The organism is Acinetobacter sp. YH12144, assembly GCF_013418345.1.
In the GTDB taxonomy this organism is placed as follows: domain Bacteria; phylum Pseudomonadota; class Gammaproteobacteria; order Pseudomonadales; family Moraxellaceae; genus Acinetobacter; species Acinetobacter amyesii.
Window position 1 is genome coordinate 171,959 of record NZ_VPCD01000003.1, and the last position, 20,993, is coordinate 192,951.

At 38.7% G+C, this 20,993-nt stretch carries 15 protein-coding genes, 1 pseudogene and 1 riboswitch; of the genes and pseudogenes, 11 read left to right on the forward strand and 5 right to left on the reverse strand.

Going from position 1 to position 20,993, the window contains the following annotated elements; translation table 11 throughout:
* Position 1: 1 nt before the first annotated feature.
* Together cueR and FTU79_RS03570 are read left to right on the forward strand one after the other, a co-directional pair.
* Complete coding sequence (gene cueR / locus FTU79_RS03565) at positions 2–421, forward strand: Cu(I)-responsive transcriptional regulator (protein WP_180003682.1); 420 nt, start codon at positions 2–4, stop codon at positions 419–421.
* Between the two features lie 66 nt (positions 422–487).
* Complete coding sequence (locus FTU79_RS03570) at positions 488–682, forward strand: heavy-metal-associated domain-containing protein (RefSeq protein WP_180003680.1); 195 nt, start codon at positions 488–490, stop codon at positions 680–682.
* 66 nt (positions 683–748) lie between these two features.
* Here the strand turns inward: FTU79_RS03570 and FTU79_RS03575 are convergent, their stop codons facing one another.
* Positions 749–1,354 (reverse strand): TetR/AcrR family transcriptional regulator, encoded by a 606-nt coding sequence (locus tag FTU79_RS03575; protein ID WP_078190941.1) that lies wholly within the window; start codon positions 1,352–1,354, stop codon positions 749–751.
* Positions 1,355–1,960: 606 nt separating this feature from the next.
* Here FTU79_RS03575 and FTU79_RS03580 point away from each other — a divergent pair.
* The 4 genes from FTU79_RS03580 to FTU79_RS03595 all read left to right on the forward strand — a co-directional run bounded on the left by FTU79_RS03580 (position 1,961) and on the right by FTU79_RS03595 (position 7,183).
* Complete coding sequence (locus tag FTU79_RS03580) at positions 1,961–3,739, forward strand: acyl-CoA dehydrogenase C-terminal domain-containing protein (protein WP_180048936.1); 1,779 nt, start codon at positions 1,961–1,963, stop codon at positions 3,737–3,739.
* A 101-nt stretch (positions 3,740–3,840) separates the two neighbouring features.
* Positions 3,841–5,010, forward strand: a complete 1,170-nt coding sequence (locus FTU79_RS03585) for a thiolase family protein (protein WP_180048937.1) — start codon at positions 3,841–3,843, stop codon at positions 5,008–5,010.
* Between the two features lie 133 nt (positions 5,011–5,143).
* On the forward strand, positions 5,144–6,643 hold the full coding sequence (locus tag FTU79_RS03590; protein WP_180048938.1) for a succinate CoA transferase: 1,500 nt from the start codon (positions 5,144–5,146) through the stop codon (positions 6,641–6,643).
* 222 nt (positions 6,644–6,865) lie between these two features.
* Positions 6,866–7,183 carry a hypothetical protein gene (locus tag FTU79_RS03595; protein WP_180048939.1) on the forward strand — a complete coding sequence of 106 codons (318 nt, stop codon included), beginning with the start codon at positions 6,866–6,868 and terminating at the stop codon, positions 7,181–7,183.
* 91 nt (positions 7,184–7,274) lie between these two features.
* Here FTU79_RS03595 and FTU79_RS03600 read toward each other — a convergent pair whose 3' ends face one another.
* Positions 7,275–7,976, reverse strand: a complete 702-nt coding sequence (locus tag FTU79_RS03600) for an HAD family phosphatase (RefSeq protein ID WP_180048940.1) — start codon at positions 7,974–7,976, stop codon at positions 7,275–7,277.
* 190 nt (positions 7,977–8,166) lie between these two features.
* Here FTU79_RS03600 and FTU79_RS03605 point away from each other — a divergent pair, with 190 nt between their 5' ends.
* The 4 genes from FTU79_RS03605 to uca all read left to right on the forward strand — a co-directional run bounded on the left by FTU79_RS03605 (position 8,167) and on the right by uca (position 14,419).
* Complete coding sequence (locus FTU79_RS03605; RefSeq protein ID WP_168377518.1) at positions 8,167–9,060, forward strand: LysR substrate-binding domain-containing protein; 894 nt, start codon at positions 8,167–8,169, stop codon at positions 9,058–9,060.
* A gap of 196 nt (positions 9,061–9,256) precedes the next feature.
* A riboswitch (guanidine-I (ykkC/yxkD leader) is annotated at positions 9,257–9,368 on the forward strand.
* 29 nt (positions 9,369–9,397) lie between these two features.
* On the forward strand, positions 9,398–10,135 hold the full coding sequence (locus FTU79_RS03610; protein WP_180048941.1) for an urea amidolyase associated protein UAAP1: 738 nt from the start codon (positions 9,398–9,400) through the stop codon (positions 10,133–10,135).
* An 11-nt stretch (positions 10,136–10,146) separates the two neighbouring features.
* Positions 10,147–10,809 carry an urea amidolyase associated protein UAAP2 gene (locus tag FTU79_RS03615; RefSeq protein ID WP_180048942.1) on the forward strand — a complete coding sequence of 221 codons (663 nt, stop codon included), beginning with the start codon at positions 10,147–10,149 and terminating at the stop codon, positions 10,807–10,809.
* Between the two features lie 4 nt (positions 10,810–10,813).
* Positions 10,814–14,419, forward strand: a complete 3,606-nt coding sequence (uca, locus tag FTU79_RS03620) for an urea carboxylase (RefSeq protein ID WP_180048943.1) — start codon at positions 10,814–10,816, stop codon at positions 14,417–14,419.
* Positions 14,420–14,465: 46 nt separating this feature from the next.
* On the opposite strand, the gene FTU79_RS03625 is transcribed toward uca, so the two are convergent.
* Entirely contained in the window at positions 14,466–17,240 is a 2,775-nt protein-coding gene (locus FTU79_RS03625; protein WP_180008850.1) for a TrlF family AAA-like ATPase, read from the reverse strand.
* Positions 17,241–17,345: 105 nt separating this feature from the next.
* On the opposite strand from FTU79_RS03625, the gene FTU79_RS03630 reads away from it, so the two are divergent.
* The gene (locus FTU79_RS03630; protein ID WP_180008848.1) at positions 17,346–17,549 is read left to right on the forward strand and encodes a hypothetical protein; all 204 of its coding nucleotides are present in this window, start codon (positions 17,346–17,348) and stop codon (positions 17,547–17,549) included.
* Between the two features lie 8 nt (positions 17,550–17,557).
* Here the strand turns inward: FTU79_RS03630 and FTU79_RS03635 are convergent.
* Together FTU79_RS03635 and FTU79_RS03640 are read right to left on the reverse strand one after the other, a co-directional pair.
* Positions 17,558–19,506: pseudogene (locus FTU79_RS03635) on the reverse strand (lipase family alpha/beta hydrolase).
* 188 nt (positions 19,507–19,694) lie between these two features.
* Positions 19,695–20,777: a putative zinc-binding metallopeptidase gene (locus FTU79_RS03640; RefSeq protein ID WP_180008846.1), complete on the reverse strand. Its 1,083-nt coding sequence runs from the start codon at positions 20,775–20,777 to the stop codon at positions 19,695–19,697.
* Positions 20,778–20,993: the final 216 nt, after the last annotated feature.

Below are 20,993 nucleotides of genomic sequence, written 5' to 3' on the forward strand. Positions count from 1 at the left end.
GATGAATATTGGACAAGCAGCGAAAGCATCGGGCATTTCTGCAAAAATGATCCGCTATTATGAATCGATTGGGCTGTTAAATAATGCGCAGCGCACTGATGCAGGCTATCGAATTTACTCGGAAGCCGATATTAAAACCTTGAGTTTCTTAAGACATGCGCGTGATTTAGGTTTTTCTTCTGAACAAATGAAAGATTTACTTGGGCTTTGGAAAAATCAAAGTCGGCAAAGTGTAGAAGTTAAAGCATTGGCGTTAAAACACATCCAGACCTTAAATCAAAAAATCGCAGACTTACAGGCCATGGTTGAGATCTTGCAACAGTCCGTCGATGGCTGTGCCGGTAATGATCAAGCCGATTGTACGATTTTAAATCAAATCGAAACGGGCATGGCTGAGTGCTGCCATACAGCAAAGATTTAAACCCGCTTGACCTTACAATCGTGGCAAGGTTTATAGTGTTGTTATTAGAAAAGAAGGATGAACAGCATGAAATTTCGTATTGATAATATGACATGTGGTGGTTGCGCACGTAGCGTGACAGCAACGATTAAAGACTTAGATGAAAATGCAACGGTCACTATTGATGTAGCCACTAAATTAGTTGAGGTTGAATCCAGTGCTAGTGCAGAGCAATTGATTAGCGCTTTAACCGAAGATGGTTTCCCACCTGTGATTGCATAACTTAGATATTGTGCAATATATAAAAAAGCCGAAAAGTTGTTCGGCTTTTTTATTTCTCAATCAATTTTATACGGCTGAAATTTTATCTGGCGTCATCAGCGCCTGATTAATATATAGCTTGATTAAACGTTCACGTGAACCGATTGATTTTTGATAATGCGTCGAATTAAGGAGTAGGGATGCACCATAAGTGACCGTCCAAATATAGGATAAATAATCACGTATCGACATTGCGCTTTCAAGTGATTTTAAATAATCACTGGTCATGTCCTTAATTTCAATAATACGTTCTTCACGGACACGATAGAGCTCTTCAAATAACTCTTTTAATTTACGTTCATTATTGGTTAGACGTTCTTCAATGACATGTAATAATATAGTTCGATTAGAATTCAACATATTATAAAGCATATATTGTGAAACATAAGTTTTAATATCATGATTATATTTTTTTGAAATTTCTAATAATCGTTTTTCATTTAAGATAATCAGTTCTAAATATAATTGGTTTTTACTTTTAAAATGTTTATAAATCGTGCCTTTGGCAATATCTAGTTCACAAGCTAACTCACTTAAGGTGATGTCTTGATTATTATCTAATAGCAGGGTTTCTGCCATGGCTAAAATTTTTTCCTTGCGAAGGATAAAATTTTGTTGGCGTACTGAACTCATGATACCTGTTCCATAAACAGCTTGAGGGTGAACAAGCCTAGCTTAAGCTAAATCTTGTGAATCTTACATTCCACTATGGTCTCAAATATTACATAAATTGGTTTAAAAATAAACACATTAGTAGAGTGCGTAAAGCATATAGAATTCATAGCATAAAATTAATGTCAATAAAACTGAACCCTTGAGGTCATTTTTTTGAAATAAAATTCCATTTTTATTTTTTTTAATTTATTGTCTTTTCGCTTTTACAACAAAAGCAGCATTTAACAAAACGGTCTTGGTTGTTATGTTATTAATACAACCTAAATTAAACATGATTATGGGTACTATTATGTTTGGTTTTAATCAATTACCAATTATAAATTTAGTCAACTCAATAAATTTATTTAAGTGTAATAAAATAATGCTGCTCAAAATATCAGGTGGTTATTTTTCACTTGTCGGTAAAAACACATTATCTATATTCTTTTTAGATATCTATCTGAAAAAACAGATCTTTAAAAAAATCCACACAAAATTGATTTGATGATTTTGTGCGGGAGCGTGCAACTTTAAAAAAGTACTTTGTCAAAGACGCTGACAAAGCCTGTAGAAAAGGAAAGTACAATGCCAATATACAATGCGCCGTTAAAGGACATGGACTTCATCTTAAATGATGTATTCAATGCAGATGAGTTCTGGCAGTCAAATGAAAACTTAGCTCATATTGATATGGCGACTGCAAATGCTATTTTAGAAGAAATGGCTAAGTTTTCTAAAAACGTTATTCTAGACTTGAACCGTACAGCCGATGAAGAAGGTGGTGCGCAGTTTAGTAATGGTATTGTTACTACGCCTACAGGGTTTAAAGACGCTTTTAAACAATTCGCCGAAGGTGGTTGGGTTGGTTTAGGCGCTTCTGAAGAATGGGGCGGCCAAAACATGCCGAAAATGTTGACGGTACTTGCTGACGAAATGATTTGGAGTACCAATCCATCATTTATGTTGTATCCACTACTGACTGTGGGTGCAGGTATGGCGATTAATGACCGTGCTTCGCAAGAGCAAAAAGAAACCTATCTTCCAAAATTTTATACGGGTGAATGGTCAGGCACTATGTGTTTAACTGAACCACATTCAGGGACTGATTTGGGGATCATTAAAACCAAAGCAGAGCCGAATGAAGATGGTTCATTTAACATTACAGGCACGAAAATTTTCATCACCAGTGGTGAACATGATCTGTGTGAAAACATCATCCATCTTGTGTTAGCAAAAACGCCAAATGCACCTGCGGGTTCACGTGGTATTTCATTGTTTATCGTTCCAAAATTTCATGTCAATGCCGATGGCTCAGTCGGTGAACGTAATGCTGTTTCAGCGGGTTCAATTGAACACAAGATGGGTATTAAAGGTTCTGCAACGTGTGTTATGAACTTTGATGGTGCCAAAGGTTATATCGTTGGTAAAGAAAACGAAGGTCTTGCGGCGATGTTTGTCATGATGAACTATGAACGTTTATCGATGGGTATCCAAGGGATTGGCGCTGCAGAATTTGCTTACCAAAATGCTGCACAGTATGCGACTGATCGTCTACAAGGTCGTTCTGCGACAGGTGTGAAATCTCCTGAAAAACCAGCAGACTCTATTTTAGTACATGGTGATGTACGTCGTATGTTGTTGAATGTACGCGCCAACAACGAAGCATCTCGTGCATTTGCTGTGTATGTTGGCCAGCAACTGGATATTACAAAATATTCAACTGACGAAGCTGCAGTGAAAAAAGCCAATGACCGCGTGGCTTTATTGACACCTATTGCAAAAGCCTACCTAACAGATACAGCCCTACAAGCTACTTTAGAAGCGCAAATGTGCTTTGGTGGTCATGGCTATATCCGTGAATGGGGTATGGAGCAATGCATTCGTGACTTACGTATTTCACAGATTTACGAAGGCACAAATGGCGTACAAGCGATTGATTTAATTGGACGCAAAACCACGAAATGTAATGGTGCATTTATTGCCGAATACATTGCTGAAATTCGTGACTTTGCTGCAACCATGGCTGATTCAAAAGTTAAATCTGCAGCATTGCAAGTTTCTGACGAAGTTGAAGCATTAACGCAATTCATTGTAGAACAATCTAAGACCACCCCAGACTTTAGCAGTTCGGTGGCAGTCGATTACCTGCACGCTGTTGGTTTACTCAGCTTTGTGTATATGTTTGCGCGTATTAGCAAAGCTGCGGCTGCAAAACCAGAGAGCTTCTTCCAAAACAAACTGGTACTCGCAGATTTCTATGTTGAGAAAGTTCTACCTGACCTTGCTGCTCGTGCTCAACGCATTAAAGCAGGTTCTGAACTTATCATGCAGCTATCTGAAGAATACTTCACCGCTCAATCTTAAGGTTTCATCGAAACCACTGTGAAAAACATTAAGATGGAAAATCTGAGGAACCAGTCATGGTTCCTTGGGGTTAAAAGATTTAAAACAGGATGAAATAAGAAATGATTGTAATTGTAGATGGCGTACGTACAGCGATGGGTGGTTTTCAGGGTTCACTTTCATCTTGTACAGCCCCAGACTTAGGTGCTGCAGCGATTCAGGCTGTTGTTGCACGTGCAGGTTTAGAACCTACAGATATTGACGAAGTTATTTTTGGCTGTGTATTACCGGCTGGTCTTAAACAAGGTCCTGCACGCCAAGCAATGCGTCAAGCAGGCTTACCAGATACAACGGGTGCCACCACGATTAATAAAATCTGTGGTTCAGGCATGAAGGCGGTGATGCAAGCAGCCGATGCGATTAAAGCTGGTTCTGCCAATATTGTGGTTGCTGGTGGTATGGAGTCGATGTCAAATGCGCCATATTTACTTGAAAAAGCGCGTTCAGGCTATCGTATGGGTCATGGTAAAACCACTGATCACATGTTCCAAGAAGGCTTAGAAGATGCTGAGACAGGTTTGTCGATGGGCATCCTTGCACAAGATATGGCAGATAAAAAAGGCTATACCCGTGAACAGCAAGATGCTTTTGCCATCAACTCACTCAATAAAGCCGTTGCCGCGATTCAAGGCGGTTTCTTTAAAAATGAAATCGTGCCGGTTATCGTTAAAAGCCGTAAAGGTGACGTCGTTGTTGACACAGATGAACAGCCTTTAAGTGCTAAGCCTGAAAAAATCCCAACACTACGTCCTGCATTCAAAAAAGACGGCACGATCACAGCTGCCAATGCCAGCTCAATTTCTGACGGTGCATCAGCTTTGGTGGTTACATCAGAAGAAACGGCCCAAGCACGTGGATTAACACCACTGGCAAAAGTTGTTGCTTATGCCACAAATTCACAGCATCCGTCAGAGTTCACGATTGCTCCAGTCGGTGCTATTGAAAAAGTACTTGCACAAGCGGGTTGGGATGCACAAGAGGTTGACCTGTGGGAAGTCAATGAAGCATTTGCCATGGTTACAATGTTGGCGATTGATGGATTTAACTTAGATGAAGCAAAAGTGAACATTCATGGTGGTGCTTGCTCACTTGGTCACCCACTGGGTTCATCAGGTTCACGTATTATTGTGACGCTGATTCATGCCTTAAAACGCACTGGCGGTAAGAAAGGTGTCGCAGCACTGTGTATTGGTGGCGGTGAAGCAACTGCAATTGCGGTTGAACTGATTTAATTTGCCTCAATTTATATAAGTAAGCTTTTAGATAAGTACGTTTTTAGATAAGCAATAACAAACGCTATCTCAGTTCGCTGGGATGGCGAAAAAAGATGTTTATTTTGAGATATTTATTTTTTGAGATTTAATTATGAATGGTTTAGATCGCATTCGCTTACTCTCCCTTCGCGACAAAGTAATGTCTGCTGAAAAAGCGATTGAGTTAATTCAAGATGGTTCAGTGGTTGGTTTAAGTGGTTTTGGTGGTGCAGGTGAGGCAAAGACGGTTCCATTGGCACTTTCAGATCATGCAGTTTCACATCCTCTTCGTATCACGTTGGCAACGGGTGCTAGTTTAGGAAATAGTATCGATGGTCGCCTCAATGCGGCGCATGCGATAGAACGTCGTTATCCGTATCAGGCAGATCCTGGTTTACGTAAAGCCATTAACGCTGGCGAGGTCATGTATATTGACCAACACTTGTCTGAAATGGCTGACAATATTCGTCATCATAATTTACCGCGCATTAATGTGGCCGTTATTGCAGCGACTGCAATTACCGAAGATGGTCAAATTATTCCGACAGGTTCATGTGGTAACTCAGCCAATTTCATTGAAATGGCAGATCATGTGATTATTGAAATTGATAATACGATTAACCCAGTGCTCGAAGGTGTACATGATATTTATGTGCCGAAAGCGCGACCAAACCGTGGGCCAATTCCACTGACTCAGGTCGGTGAACGTATTGGTACAATTGGGATCAATGTCAGCCCCGATAAGATTTCAGCTATTGTGTTGAATGATCTGCCAGATACCCAGTTTAAAATGGATGAACCTGATGCTGAAACCCTAGCGATTGCTCAGCACCTGATTGATTTCTTTGAAGGTGAAGTGGCAGCAGGGCGTTTGCCTGAAAATTTAGGCCCGCTACAGTCAGGTGTGGGTTCGATTGCCAATGCTGTATTTGCTGGTTTTGAGCATTCTAATTTCCATGATTTGGAAATGTATTCAGAAGTACTACAAGACTGTACCTTCCAGCTGATTGATTCTGGAAAAATGAATTTTGCTTCAGGCTGTTCAATGACGCTGTCTGAGCCTTGTGCTCAGCATGTGATGAACAATTTTGATCAGTACAAAGACAAAATTGTGTTACGTCCACAAGAGCTATCCAATAATCCTGAAATCATTCGACGTTTAGGCATTATCGCGATTAATACGGCGCTTGAGTTTGATATTTACGGAAATGTAAATTCGACCCATGTGACGGGTACCAAAATGATGAATGGTATTGGCGGTTCAGGAGACTTTACTCGTCATGCGCACATTGCCATTTTCGTAACTAAGTCGATTGCAAAAGGCGGTGCGATTTCATCTGTGGTGCCAATGGTGAGCCATACCGACCATACTGACCATGACGTTGACATCGTAGTTACAGAGCAGGGCTTGGCAGATTTACGTGGTCTTTCACCACGTGAGCGTGCACGTAAAGTCATTGAAATCTGTGCACATCCAGATTATCGCGCAGCATTGTTGAGCTACTTTGAACGCGCATGTGAGCGTGGTGGTCAGACACCGCACATTTTAAAAGAAGCGTTGTCTTGGCATGCCACTTTTGAAGAAACTGGTTCAATGCGTCAAATCGTATAAATCTAAAGATTGAAAATTTTTAAATAAGCCCATGATCAAGTGGGCTTATTTTTTATGAAAGACTACAAATGTTTCAAAACATGACAAAAGAAAAACAGCAGCACTTGGTTTGAAACTTTTGCACAACACGAACGGTCTTAAGTTCTGTTCAAGGCTTTCTATAATGCAAAATTCATTGACAAAGAAGGTCAGTATTTTGAAAAAGATTCAATTTTTTTTGCGATGTTGTTCGCAGTTCTCCTCACTGCATGTAAACAAAGTCCAGCGCCTGATTATGCTGGAACATGGCAAAATACCGCAGTAGATCCGCAACTTGAAAATGCGTTGATTATTAGTAAAAATGGTGAAAACTATTTCATTACCAATACTTTAAAAGATAAACAAAGTGGTAAATCTGAAAAGAAAAATCCTGTACCTGCATCTGTCGCTGAATCTGGTTTACTCGCTTTAAACTCTGGGACAGGTGCTGTTGAATTTGCAATTGACGAAAAAACTGGAAATTTAGTCGGATCTGGATCAATTTATAAAAAAGTAAAATAGATCAATTATCTATTGATGCAAAAATATCAAAAGCAGCCTCTAAATTGGGCTGCTTTTTTTAACTCTAAAGCGAATGATTGATTACTAGTCATTAGTTTAAGACAGAAGAGAAATCATGGGTAAAGTAATCCGCTTTATTTTTGATTTGCTCAATTTCGTGCTCTGAATATGCGTCATACACGGCAACGACTTCAATGCCTGCGGCATTTGCGGCTTCTACACCAATGAGCGAATCTTCAAAAATTAAACATTCTTCAGGTTGAACGGCAAAATGTTGAATCGCCTGTAAATAGACTTCAGGATGCGGCTTAATATTTTTGACACTTTCACGGGTCAGGATCAGATCAAAAGTATTTTCAAAATGCAGCTTTGGATAAATGTTGATATTTTTTTGATATCGATAAATATTTTGCAAGCTGGTCGTGGTGGTAATTGCCACCTGAATGCCTTGCTGAATGAGCTGTTGAACAAATAACGCTGCATGTGGTTTAAGCAAGATGATATGTTCTAAAAAATGTTGTGAAATGGCATATCGTTGCTGTTTGATTTGATCAGCCGTGTGTTGTTCAATTTTATAAGTATCTTTTAGATAGTTACAGTACATTAAGTAAGGGTCTGGTGTGTTTTTAAATAATTGCAGCTGAATGTCACGTTCACGTTGAATGAAATCCAATTGGATGGTTTGTCCAGTTAACTGTTGAATCAAATCTGCATCGACCTGATTCCACACGCCAACAGAGTCGATAAGTGTGCCATCTAAATCAAAACAAACCAGTTTTTTTCCTTGAAGCATGTTGATATCCAAATTCGAGCTGTGTCTATTATGCGGACGGATTGGAGTGTTGAAAAGCTGATTGCAACTGAGCAGGCTAAACTGGCGTTTCATCTGCAATAAAAGTAATATTTCGTTATTGGCTTTTTGTATAATTCAGCAGATGATGCACAGCATAACTTGCAATATTTAATTAGGGATTAAATCTTTCGTGTTTGAATTGGACTGTAAACTTCTTAGCATTTTTTTTCATGTTTATAAGTACAAAAATGTGTCACAAGCTGCTGAACACTTGCAGATGAGTCAGCCTACAGTCAGTAATATTTTAAATAAAATACGACAGCATTATAACGACCCCTTATTTTTACGTATCGGCAATGAAATGGTGCCTACGGAGTTGTCGCGTCAGTTATTTCCTTTAGTCAGCGAAGCCTTGAGTAAAGTCGAAGCCATTAATAATTTTACAATTAATTTTGATCAAGCCATTTCAGATCAACAATTTACTCTAGCCATGACCGATGTTTCTCATTTGGTTTTATTGCCTAAAATCAGCCAATATCTAAAAAAACACGCGCCACAAATACGTCTAAATGTACGACCGATTACCACTGAAACCAGTTATCAAATGGCGAATGGTGAAATTGATTTGGCACTGGGTTTTTTACCGCATTTGGAAAGCGGCTTTTATCAGCAAAAACTGTTTGAGCAATATTATGTGGTGATTGCAGCTAAGGATCATCCGCGATTAAAGGGTGACACCATTACAACTGAGCAATATTTATCAGAGTCGCACATTGATATTGATGCAGGGATGGGGCACTACCATATTGAAAATGAGCTGCTTAACCTTGATTTAAAACGTGATATTTTGATGCGTTTACCTAGTTATTTAGGTGTAGGCTTAGTCGTGCAAGACACTGATGCGATTGCTACTGTGCCGTATTACTTGAGTGAAGTATTGCTTTCGCGCGGCAACTTAAAAATATTTGACGCACCGATTGCATTTCCAACCTATGGCGTGAAGCAATATTGGCATATGTCTTGCCATCATAAAACCAGCCATCAATGGCTACGTCATATGTTCCACGAGATATTGGTAAAATAATTTTTATGCATTACATAAAGCCCAAAAATGATTTTGGGCTTTTTTTTGCAATTTTTGCAGCAATTTTGTGCATGGGCTGCACCCGATTTGGTCATGCTATAGCTCAATACTATAAAAAAGTCTAATAAATAGCAGTATTACGTTTATATAAATTGGTAATACTAAATTGGCACAGCCTTTGCATTTCTACATACATCATAAAGTGATCTAGGGTTCCGATACATCTTCATGTATGACCGCGACCGAGAGTTCACGGCTTCGTTTTAATTCAAAGCAAAGCTGCACGGAGGGATAAAAGCCCGGGAGGTAAACAGTTAAGAATTAGGCAGAGGCTGCAATGAGCACAACACATTATCATGAAGATAAAGCACTATGGACTGAACTTTTACCGGGTGGGCACCACTGGTCAGCGCGTATTCAGCGTGGCGCAGTATTACAGCTTAAATCGCTAGGGCAAAATGCCAATGTGTCGCTGTACTGTGTAAATAGTGAAGATAAGCTTGAACGCTACAACATGCCAGATAGTCTTAAGGGGCAGCACACGGCTTATTTAAGTACAGGTCATATTTTGGCGTCGGATTTAGGTCGCGCGATGATTTCGATAGTCAAAGATGATCATGCTTGGAATGATGCTTTTTGTGCACCAAGTACAGCAGAACAAATCGAACAACAATTTGGTTCAAAAACTTTCCAAGATGCCCGTAACGATATGTACCGCAGCGGAAAGGATAGCTTGCTGCTTGAAATGACCAAGTTTGGTTTATCTGCAACTGACCTGAGCAGTACCTTAAATTTATTCTCTAAAGTTCAACCTGATGACAACGGCAACTTAAGTTATGTTGCTTCGGACAATACAAATCAAGTCATTGAACTGCGCTTTGAAATGGATTGTTTGGTCTTTTTATCCAGTGCGCCACATGGATTATCTCAAGCAGAAGAATATAACCCTGCTGATGTACAACTAAGTTTATTTAAGGCGTTGCCTTTGGCAGACACCGATGTTTGCCGTGATTCTTGCCCGCAAAATCAGCGTGCTTTTCAAAATAATAAACGCTATAACGCTTTAACGGCTTGAGGGGAATGATCATGACTGCATTAGTAAACCCAACACAAAAATTTGAAAAATCAGTCTTAAGCGAAGTATGTCCTGCCGGTGAAGCATGGATGTGCGAAGTCAAAAAAGGGCAATATTTCCGTATTGTGGATTTAGAAGGTAATCAAGCTGTCGATACCTTATTTATTTCAAGCCTAAACCGTGAAGAGCGTTATAGCGCAACCGATACATTGGCTATTAATCAACAAATCTATTTAGAAAAAGGCACAGCTCTATACACCAACTTTGGCAATAAAATTGCCACCATCCATGACGATAACTGTGGTCGTCATGACACCTTAGGCGGTGCATGTTCATGTGAAAGCAACACTGTTCGCTATGCACATGACAAATTTCCAATGCACAGTTGCCGTAATAATTTCATGATTGCTCTGTCGCAACATCCGATTGCCAAAAAACATGGCTTAAATGTGCGCCATATTGGCCCCAATATTAACTTCTTTATGAATGTGCCTGTGACCGCTGAGGGACATTTGAAATTTGATGACGGTATTTCTGCACCGGGCAAATATGTCGAGATTAAAGCAGAAATGGATTTGATCGTATTGATCTCAAACTGCCCACAACTGAATAACCCATGTAATGCCTATAACCCAACAAAAATTCAATTGATCATCCGTGACGGTGAGGAGTAATAGCATGTTTAATAAAGTCCTCATTGCCAACCGTGGTGCAATTGCTTGCCGTGTGATCCGTACACTTAAAAAATTAGGTATTCAATCGGTTGCTGTGTATTCCGAAGCAGACCGTGATTCTTTGCATGTGACCTTGGCGGATGAAGCAGTTTTTATTGGTGATAGTCCTGCCAGCCAAAGCTATTTAAATGTCGATAAAATTTTAGAAGTTGCAAAGCAAACAGGTGCAGAAGCGATTCATCCGGGCTATGGCTTCTTGTCTGAAAATGCAGAATTTTGTGACCTGTGTGAAGCTCAAGGCATTGTATTTTTAGGGCCAAATTCGGCGCAAATGAAATCCTTTGGCTTAAAACATACGGCGCGCGAACTTGCGATTCAAGCCAATGTACCACTTCTTCCGGGCAGTCAGCTTTTGGCAGATGAAGCTGAAGCACTGCTTGAAGCCAATCGTATTGGTTATCCTGTGATGCTGAAAAGTACCGCGGGCGGTGGCGGTATTGGTATGCGTTTGGTGTGGAATGAAGAAGAGCTGAAAGATGCTTATTCTACGGTTTCATATCTTGCTCAAGCCAACTTTAAAGATGCAGGTTTGTATTTAGAGAAATTTGTACAAAATGCCCGTCATATCGAAGTACAAATTTTTGGTGATGGTAAAGGCTTAGTTTTAGCACTCGGTGAGCGTGATTGTTCGGTACAGCGCCGTAACCAAAAAGTCGTGGAAGAAACCCCAGCACCACATATTAATGATGAGCAACGTGCCTATATTCAATCGGTTGCAATTGGGCTGATGCAGTCGGTCAATTACCGTTCGGCAGGCACAGTTGAATTTGTCATGGATACCGACACACAAGAATTCTATTTCTTGGAAGTGAATACACGTCTGCAAGTTGAACACGGCGTGACGGAGCAAGTGTTTGGTGTCGATCTTGTGGAATGGATGGTCACTCTCGGTAGTGGTGATTGGATTGCGCCAACAACAGAGCTTGTGTCTAAAGGTCATTCGATTCAAGTACGTCTGTATGCCGAAGACCCAATCAAAAACTTCCAACCGAGTGCAGGGCTTTTAACGCATGTTGATTTTGATGCCAATGCACGTAATGAAACTTGGGTTGAAACGGGTTCAAATGTCTCATCATTTTATGACCCGATGATTGCGAAAATCATTGTCACAGCGGATGATCGTCCATCTGCGATTCAAGCCATGACCGAAACACTCGCCAAATCATCGGTTGCAGGCATCGAAACCAATCTTGAATATCTACAAAATATTATCGACTGTGATGTATTTAAAGCAGGTACGCAAACCACACGTTTCTTAAATACATTCGAGTGGAAAACCCAAAAAATTGAAGTATTGCAATCAGGCATTCAAACTTCTGTGCAAGATGTGACAGGTCGTTTGGGCTATTGGGATGTGGGTGTACCACCATCAGGTGCCATTGATCCGCTGTCACTTAATGTTGCGAATCAATTGTTAGGTAATGCATATAACACAGCAGGGCTTGAATGCACTTTGCAAGGACCAAGCTTAAAATTCCATTGTGATAGCCAAATTGTATTGGCGGGTGGTGATATGCCATCAACCCTTGATGGTATGTTTGTACCAATGTGGCAAACCGTGAATGTGCGCAAAGGTCAGGTGCTTAAAACAGGAAAAATTGCCACAGGTTGTCGCACCTATATCGGGATTAAAGGCGGCTTAAATGTGCCTGAATATTTAGGCTCACAAGCGACCTGTACTTTAGGTCAGTTTGGTGGTCATGCAGGACGTAATTTATTGATTGGTGATATGTTGCCAATTACTGCATTCACATCGACTGAAACGACTGCTTTAAGTGCAGATCAAATCCCAACCTTCTCAAATACTTGGGAAATTGCGGTGATGTATGGCCCACATGGTGCGCCTGATTTCTTCACCAAACGTGATATTGATACCTTCTTTAAACAAGAATTTGAAATCCACTTTAACTCAAGCCGTACGGGTGTGCGTTTAATTGGTGAAAAACCTGAATGGGCACGTATTGATGGCGGTGAGGCAGGTCTGCATCCATCCAATATTCATGACAATGCCTACGCGATTGGTGCGATTGATTTCACTGGGGATATGCCGATTATTTTAGGCCCAGATGGCCCAAGTTTGGGTGGCTTTGTCTGTCCTGCAGTGATTGTTAGCTCTGAACTGTGGAAAGTTGGTCAGCTTAAAGCAGGTGATAAAGTAAAATTTGTGCCGATTTCGTATGATCAAGCACAGGTACTGAATCAAAAATACAGCGCAGGATTTAAGGGTACTGATCTTGCACAGGTCGATTTTTCAGCAAGTTTTAGCGCAGAAATGGATACCTTAGATGATGCAATTTTAGCAACCCAACTAGGTGAAAATGGTGCGCCTGATGTGGTGTATCGTCCTGCGGGTAATAGTTACATGCTGGTTGAATATGGTGAATTGGTTTTAGATTTAAACCTGCGTTTCCGAATTCATGCACTCATGCAATGGGTGAAAGATCAAAACATTGCAGGGATTATTGACCTAACACCGGGCATTCGTTCACTGCAAATCCATTTTGATTCGATCAAGCTTGATCAAATTGATTTACTTCGTTTACTGCAAGTCGCTGAAGCTGAATTGCCTGATGTGACCCAAATGCAAGTACCGTCACGGACTGTGTATTTACCACTCGCTTGGGAGGATTCACAAACCCAGCTAGCGACAGAGCGTTATATGCAAACAGTACGCCCAGATGCGCCATGGTGTCCTGACAATATTGAGTTTATCCGTCGTATTAATGGTTTAAAAGACAAACAAGCGGTCAAAGATGTGGTTTATGACGCGAGTTATTTGGTCATGGGTTTGGGCGATGTGTATTTAGGTGCACCTGTGGCAACACCTCTTGATCCTCGCCAGCGTTTAGTGACGACGAAATACAATCCTGCACGGACATGGACACCTGAAAATGCTGTCGGTATTGGCGGTGCGTATATGTGCGTGTACGGTATGGAAGGTCCGGGGGGCTATCAATTTGTGGGTCGTACCACGCAAATGTGGTCACGCTACCGTAAAAACCCTGATTTTGAACAAGGCATGCCGTGGTTACTACGCTTCTTTGACCAAATTAAGTTTTATGAAGTTTCAGAAGCTGAACTGATGCAGATGCGTGAGGACTTTAAAGCGGGTCGCTTAAAACTGCGTGTAGAAGAAGGCGTACTCAACTTAAAAGAATACAATGACTTCTTGACTGAAAATGCAGAATCAATCTCAGCATTTAAATCGGTACAACAAGCCAATTTTGATGAAGAACGTCGTCGTTGGCATGAAGCTGGGCTTGCAGAGTATGTTTCTGAAAGCTTAGATGCTGTGATAGATGATAGTGATGTTCAAATTCCTGAAGGTGGTTGTGCGGTGGAATCACACATGCCGGGAAGTATTTGGAAAATTGAATGCAAGTCAGGTGATATTGTGGAAGAAGGTGCAACACTTGCTGTGATTGAAGCGATGAAAATTGAGATTCCAATTATTGCCCCTGAACGGATGATGGTTTCAGAAATTACTATTGAAAAAGGGCAGACGGTGAAAACGGGGCAGGTGTTGTTTACGTTGGCGCCAGTGGCTTAATGATATACGAATAAAAAAGACCGCTTAGACGGTCTTTTTTTCTTTATTAAGCTAAATTATATTTTTGTTCTCGCAATTTAAAAGCGCGATCTCCGCCTTCTAATATTTCACAAATATGAGATTTAATAGTTTTCTGATTTAAAGTGGTCGTACACTCTGGATTGTGTTCTAATGATTCAATGCTTCCAAATTTGTATTGGAACTTTTTATTATCTAGATTTGTACTGTGTGTACCGTGTTGGTTAGCGATAATAACTAATTCACTATCAGCATTAACGACAACATTTGCGTTATGGGTAACCAGAATAATTTGCCGTGTTTTTTTCTTTTCTTTTAAATATGTTACGAGTTCTGTATAGATTGCACGATTATCTAGATCATCTTCAGGTTGGTCAATAATAATAGGACATTTGCTTTCGCTACAATCTAAACTCATTTTTAAAACAACAAAAGCTTTTTTACCTTGTGACATATCATTATAATTATCACCATCATAAGTAACTTCATACTTAACTTTGAACCAAGTATTATCAAAAAACTCTTTGGTAATCGTTTCAATTGAAGAGCCTTGTTTGAATCTAACCTCCTCATTTTTAACTGATTGAATAATTATGTCAAAATGCTCAAGTAATTCTTGCTCTGACTTGATAGTTTTAGAGGAAAAAGCCTTTGCTTTATCCGAAGACTGATTAATTACCTTTTGAATAAATTCAGAAAATGTATTTTGGTCAAAAATATTAGATGTCTGAATTTTAATATCCTTACTAATAGTAACTTGATTTATTAGTGAGGTGAGTTCAGAGAATTTATGAAACATTGATTCCCAATTTTTGCGTATTTCAGTAGATAATTCCATTAAATTTTTTTTTGTATCGGTAATTTTTTCTTCTATATCACGTATTTCTTTGAGTTTAGCTTCTTCTTCTTTTTTTCGTTCAAGAATTGGCTGTAAATGCTGTGAGACTTTTAAGTGATTATTAACTTTCAAGAAAATTTTATCATTGGTGATAATATTTTTGCGATCTTCAATTGTTTTAATTTGTTGATTAAGGTTACTGGTTGAGGAGTTTTTGAAATTAATAAGTTCTTCACTGGCTCTCAGATGTACAGCTTTAGTAAACTCATTGAATTCATTTTCAATAGTTGGAAATGCATTATAGATAGTTAATGGATTATTAAGAATAAAAAACTCTGCTAGCTCAATAAGAGCTATTCTCTTTTTCAAAGATTGAATTTTTTCTAGATTATTTTCTATAGAATGAAGCTCATCTGTTAACGTTTCATGTGTAATGATATCACTTTCACTAATACTTTCTGTAGTTTGATTTGATTTCAATTCTTCATTCAAAAGGAGGATTTGTTTTTCAATATCTTGAGGATTTCCTTTTTGAATAAGGGCTTCATTATTTGATATCAAAGTATTTCTTATTGAAAAATATTTAGAAAGTAGCCCTGAGTTTTCATGACGAATTGTATCTATATTTCCTTGGAAGTTTTCAAATATTTTAGGTTTTTTTTGAAGAATTAGGCTTTTCACAATATCTTCAATGCCTTCTTCAGTAGACTTTTTAAACATATGCCCTTGATAAAAATATTCAACGGGGCGACTGTTGTCACTTTCACCATCTTTCCACTTAATATTAAAATTTAGGCAAAGAGGATCAAGGTGCTTTGGTTTATCAATTTTATTTTCTGAAAATAAAGTTGGACGGAGTTTATTGGCTAAACATTGTAATAGGGTTGATTTACCTGAGGAACGACCGCCAATGATAGAAGTTAAATTACTATTGAAATATATTCTTTCATTTAGAACATCATTGCTATTTAATTCAATATAATCAATTACCTCATAATTGTTTTTAATTTCAGGACAACGCTGTCCAATATGAACGCGACTTTCAGGTTCATGAATAATTTGCTTTAAACCTTCAAAAGTTGGTTCAGCTTTGATCCAACAATATTTTTGATCTGTCGGTTCAAATAGAGTATTTAAATCATGAGCATCACTACCATGAATACAAGGTTTATATGAGCCATAACTATCTAGAAAACTTTGTTGATCTTCGGTTTTTTTTCCTAGAAAAAATGGTTTATCTGTAAGAGTTGATGAAAAAATTACTTCAGAAACTTTATAAAGAGATTCTCTTAATATACGGAGAGTAGCACCATCTTGACTATTCAAAAACTTTTCATGCCCTTGAAATGCAGATGCTCCATCTTTATTCGAGTTTGCAACTGCTACTAAGCAATTTTTTCTAAAATCTGGGTATTTCTTAAATGCATTAATAATTTCACTAGAATTAAGTACGAAAGAGGAGATACCACTCCGATATGCGGAATCATCACTTATTGTTTGTGACGATCCTTTTCTACCTAATCGTTTTAAATCATAAGGTGTAAGTTTATATTGTTCATCGTCTGAAACTATAAATGTTAAAGCATGACAATATAGGTTTTCGAAATCCTCAATAATTTTTGGATTTAAGAGAAGGTGCATATTTATAGCACTTCCTTTATCTGTACTCGGTGTAATTCTCAACTCCATATTTGGCATGACGAAAATTTTAGAAATAAGATCTTTATCTTCCTTATTAAACTCAGTACAAGAATAAATTTCATCTTGAAATTTTTTTACTTCTTTATAATTATCAATACTAAAATAGTCTGTGATACCAATAGCTTTTATATTTCTTTCTAAGGCTTTTTTGAAAAGCTGAATGCAGTATTTTTCAAGAGATATATCGCCAAATTTGTCATTTTTTGCTGTCCCTTTTGTGTGTACATGCAAATCCCAACGTCCCCATTCAGAACCACGTGACATAGCTATCCCCTAGTTAATTGTAGTTTTATGTAAATTTTAAACGCTCTTTGTATAAAAAGCATTCTTAATAAAAAAATATTTTAAAACTGCTAGATTTCATTAGTTATGGCTAAAAAATTACAAGAACTTTTAGATGCTCGTAGCTCTGAAAGTCGAAATCGAATTGTGGAAGATGCAAAAACAATTTTGAATGATTGTCTTTCGGAAGATGTGCATTTAACAGAACTAGCAGAAAAAGCTAAAGGGCAAAAAACGATAAAAATCACTTTAGACGACTTACGAGCTCGAGTTCACAAAAACCGCGCTTAAAATTTCACTTATTTATCCAAATGTTCTCTCAAAATGCGTCGCAATTCTAAAATAGCATCTGGAGACTCATGAATTGAATGTCCACCATGGAATATCTTTTCAGACACCGTGCCATCTAAATGAGAACTTGTATAGGGAACAATGCCATCCGACATTTTGCTCGGTTCAGTACTTTGCGTCTGATTTCCCATAATCGAATGATAAGGAATATCTTTATTTGGCATGATGTCAGCAGACAACAGCATAAAACGTGATTTTTGACTTAAATCTGCTGGCCCAGACTTAATCAGGCCCATAGTTGAATTTTTTGCATTCGGAATTTCAACATTGACATCATTTAAAAAACTTAAAGGCAATACCACGATTTTTTTCGCCAAATTTGTAAACCAGCGGTCTGCATAGTCAGTACCATGATGCGGTGCGGCAATGAAAATTGCACGACTAACTGGCTTCAAGGCTTTAAAGACAAAACGATCGCGGATAATTGGATGACGTTGTAACTGTGTGTTTTGTTCATAGTTCATGAGTGGAATAGCTTGAGCGGAAATATCTGCATCACTAACCAATAAACGACTGATGATGCCGCCCATACTATGTCCGATAATGACAGCATCTTGAGCCGAAGGCGTATTGGGCTGAACAGTTGCAAATGCCTGTTTGAGTAAAGCATTGATTTGAAAACGACTCTCAAATATTGGCATATTGGTTGAGTAAAACACTTGCCAAACTTGGTAATGATCACGTAGTTTTTGATCACCCATAATGTTATTGGTCAGGCCGATCCAAGTTTCAGGACTGCTGGCTAATCCGTGAACCATGACAATAATCTTTTTATGGGGTTGATACGGCTCTAACATAAACACATGTGGCATGCGCAAATGTTCTTCTTTATTCAGGAGTGTCCAATAGCCAGATTGTCCTAATTTATTTTCGGCTAACCAAAGTCCATAAGGCACAGAATAATTGGCCGTTAGCGTATAGGACTGAGATTCAATTTTTGCCTTTTTAAATTGATAGGGATTAAATAATTCAACATTAAAGTCTGATTGCGGCGACAAAATTTCACTAATGCTGCTATTAGTCTTGGCAGGCTCTGCGATTGCACTGACAGATAAATACCGTGCCGTATGGATATTGGGGTTGGGTTTATTTGCATAATACTGTTCAGGATCTAATACAAAAGGCTGCGCAGCAGACAGATCCGTGGCTTTTTTGACTAAGACAAATTCAGAGCCAATGCCTTCCTGACGATTAATGGTTTTTAAGCCTGAAAAATTAAAATTATAGCTCGATTGTAATTTATCAATGTCCGCATTTTTGATTTCAGGATAATGTCATAGTTAAAATGATAAAGCGATGAACCCAACATTAAACTTTCAGGCATTTGCTGATAGTCAAAGCGGGTGAATGATGAGGTGATCAGACGTGATAAAGCCACATTATAAAAGGTGCGGACTTGTCCCTGACGCAAATCAAATAAGCGTTCTTCTGGGGCTTGAGCGGATTTAAATAGATAGACATAGCTGTAACGCAGACTGAAATCAAAGTCTGCAAGCTGCTGATCCATACACATTTTAATTTTGCTTGAAGCTAATTTTCCGCTGTGTTGTTTTAAGCTTTTTTTGCATTGTGGATTTTGATCGGCGCTTAAAGCACGTGCCATGTACAGCTCACTTGCTGATGCATAGACTTGAGCAATATCTAAAGTTTCATTGTTACGCATTTTGTGAATACAACTTTCAAGCGCATTTAAACAAGATTGGTCGCTTTCATTCACCATTAACAGGATTTGATGGCTAAATGTACTGAGCTTTTGATGGGTTAATATGCTGTCTGTTTTATTATTTAGTGACGCACTGAGTTGATTTTTTTGTAATTTGACCAATTGGCATCCACTGAGCAAACTCAGGCTGATGATACACATAAAACGAGCGGGTAAATGCGTGAAAGGCATCATTGGAAAGGTCACAGGCATCTATTTATTGTTATTTTAACCTTTATAAAATAGTAAAAATAGGGCAGGTGTTACAGCGCTCAATCCAAGAAAATTACTACGTATACATCCTTTCTATAAGCTAATGTACGAATGCTGTAATACAGAAAAGTTGATCTGAGGTTCAAACAATATCACGTATTAAATTTAATCTAATTGTGCTGCTGGTTTTTTAAGGTCATGTTGAGCAGTTTGTGGTGAATGAATCGTAATTTATCCAATACTGGATTCGACAATGTAAATGGATATGCATCATCTAAGCCCATGCTGCGGTTCAATGCATTTAAATTAAAGGTCAACGTCATCCAATGTTGCAGCAAGAGGTCAAAATTCTGAGCGCCAATCGGGTTCTCTTTCAGTTCTAAATTATTCAAATCTGACTTATTGGTTTTGACCACTAATCCTGCATAGTAGGCGGTTTCAAGAGTGTCCATCATGTGCAAATAATGCGCCCATGTTTCCGCCCAATCTTCCCAAGGATGCGTACTGGCATAGGAACTAACATAGTAATCCGCCCAATTTTGCGGAGCACCGTCATTATAATGACGTTTCAAAGCTTCACTATAATCTTGTCGTTCATCACCAAACAGTTCTCGAAATTCATCAATCAGCTCTGGGTGTAAATGTTTAATCAAATCAAAATAATAATGACCACTTTCATGTCTAAAATGACCTAGAAGTGTACGGTAGTTTTCACCCATTTTTATACGCGTTGTTTCGCGGTAAATCACATCTGCTTCACTGGCATTCAAGGTAATAATTCCATTGGCATGACCGGTCATAACAGGTGTATTTTCTGTTGGCATCAGAAAATCAAAACGAAGTCCAAAACGGTCATCTTGGCTGCGTTTAGGACGCGGCATGGTATTGAGCTGCTGCATTAAATACAAAAAACGCCGTTTAGCATGTTCCAATCGTGCCCAGTACACAATATGGTCTGGGTTATCTAAGTTGGGAATTGTGTGCGTGAGCAGGCAAGACTCACAATAAATTTCCTCACTGTCAGCAGGCACCATCCAGTTACATATCTGATGATGCTGATAATTATGACAAGGTTTAAAGCGTTTTCCCTTTATTTCAGGATTTAACGCAAGCCACAGCGTAGTGCTGTGCTTTTCAAAACAGCCCATTTGCTTTTCAGAGGCAATATAACCCAGCGCAGTCTGACAATTGACACAGTGTGAATTGGCAAAAAAGATTTGGTTAGAACATACCGCGCAGCTGAAATATTTCATAGGCGTTGAGTGATGAATAGAATGATCAATCAGTATAAATGATGTTCAATGTTGATGAAATAAATTGAACTTCGAGTTTGTTACATGTCGGTCAATGCTCTTGTTTAAGAACAACGACCTTAATAAATGGTCCTTCATCAAATAATACATCGCAGTATTAGTGCAAATGGGGCGGTAGGAGTGCGTTTATCGCACAAATAATGAACAATAAAATCT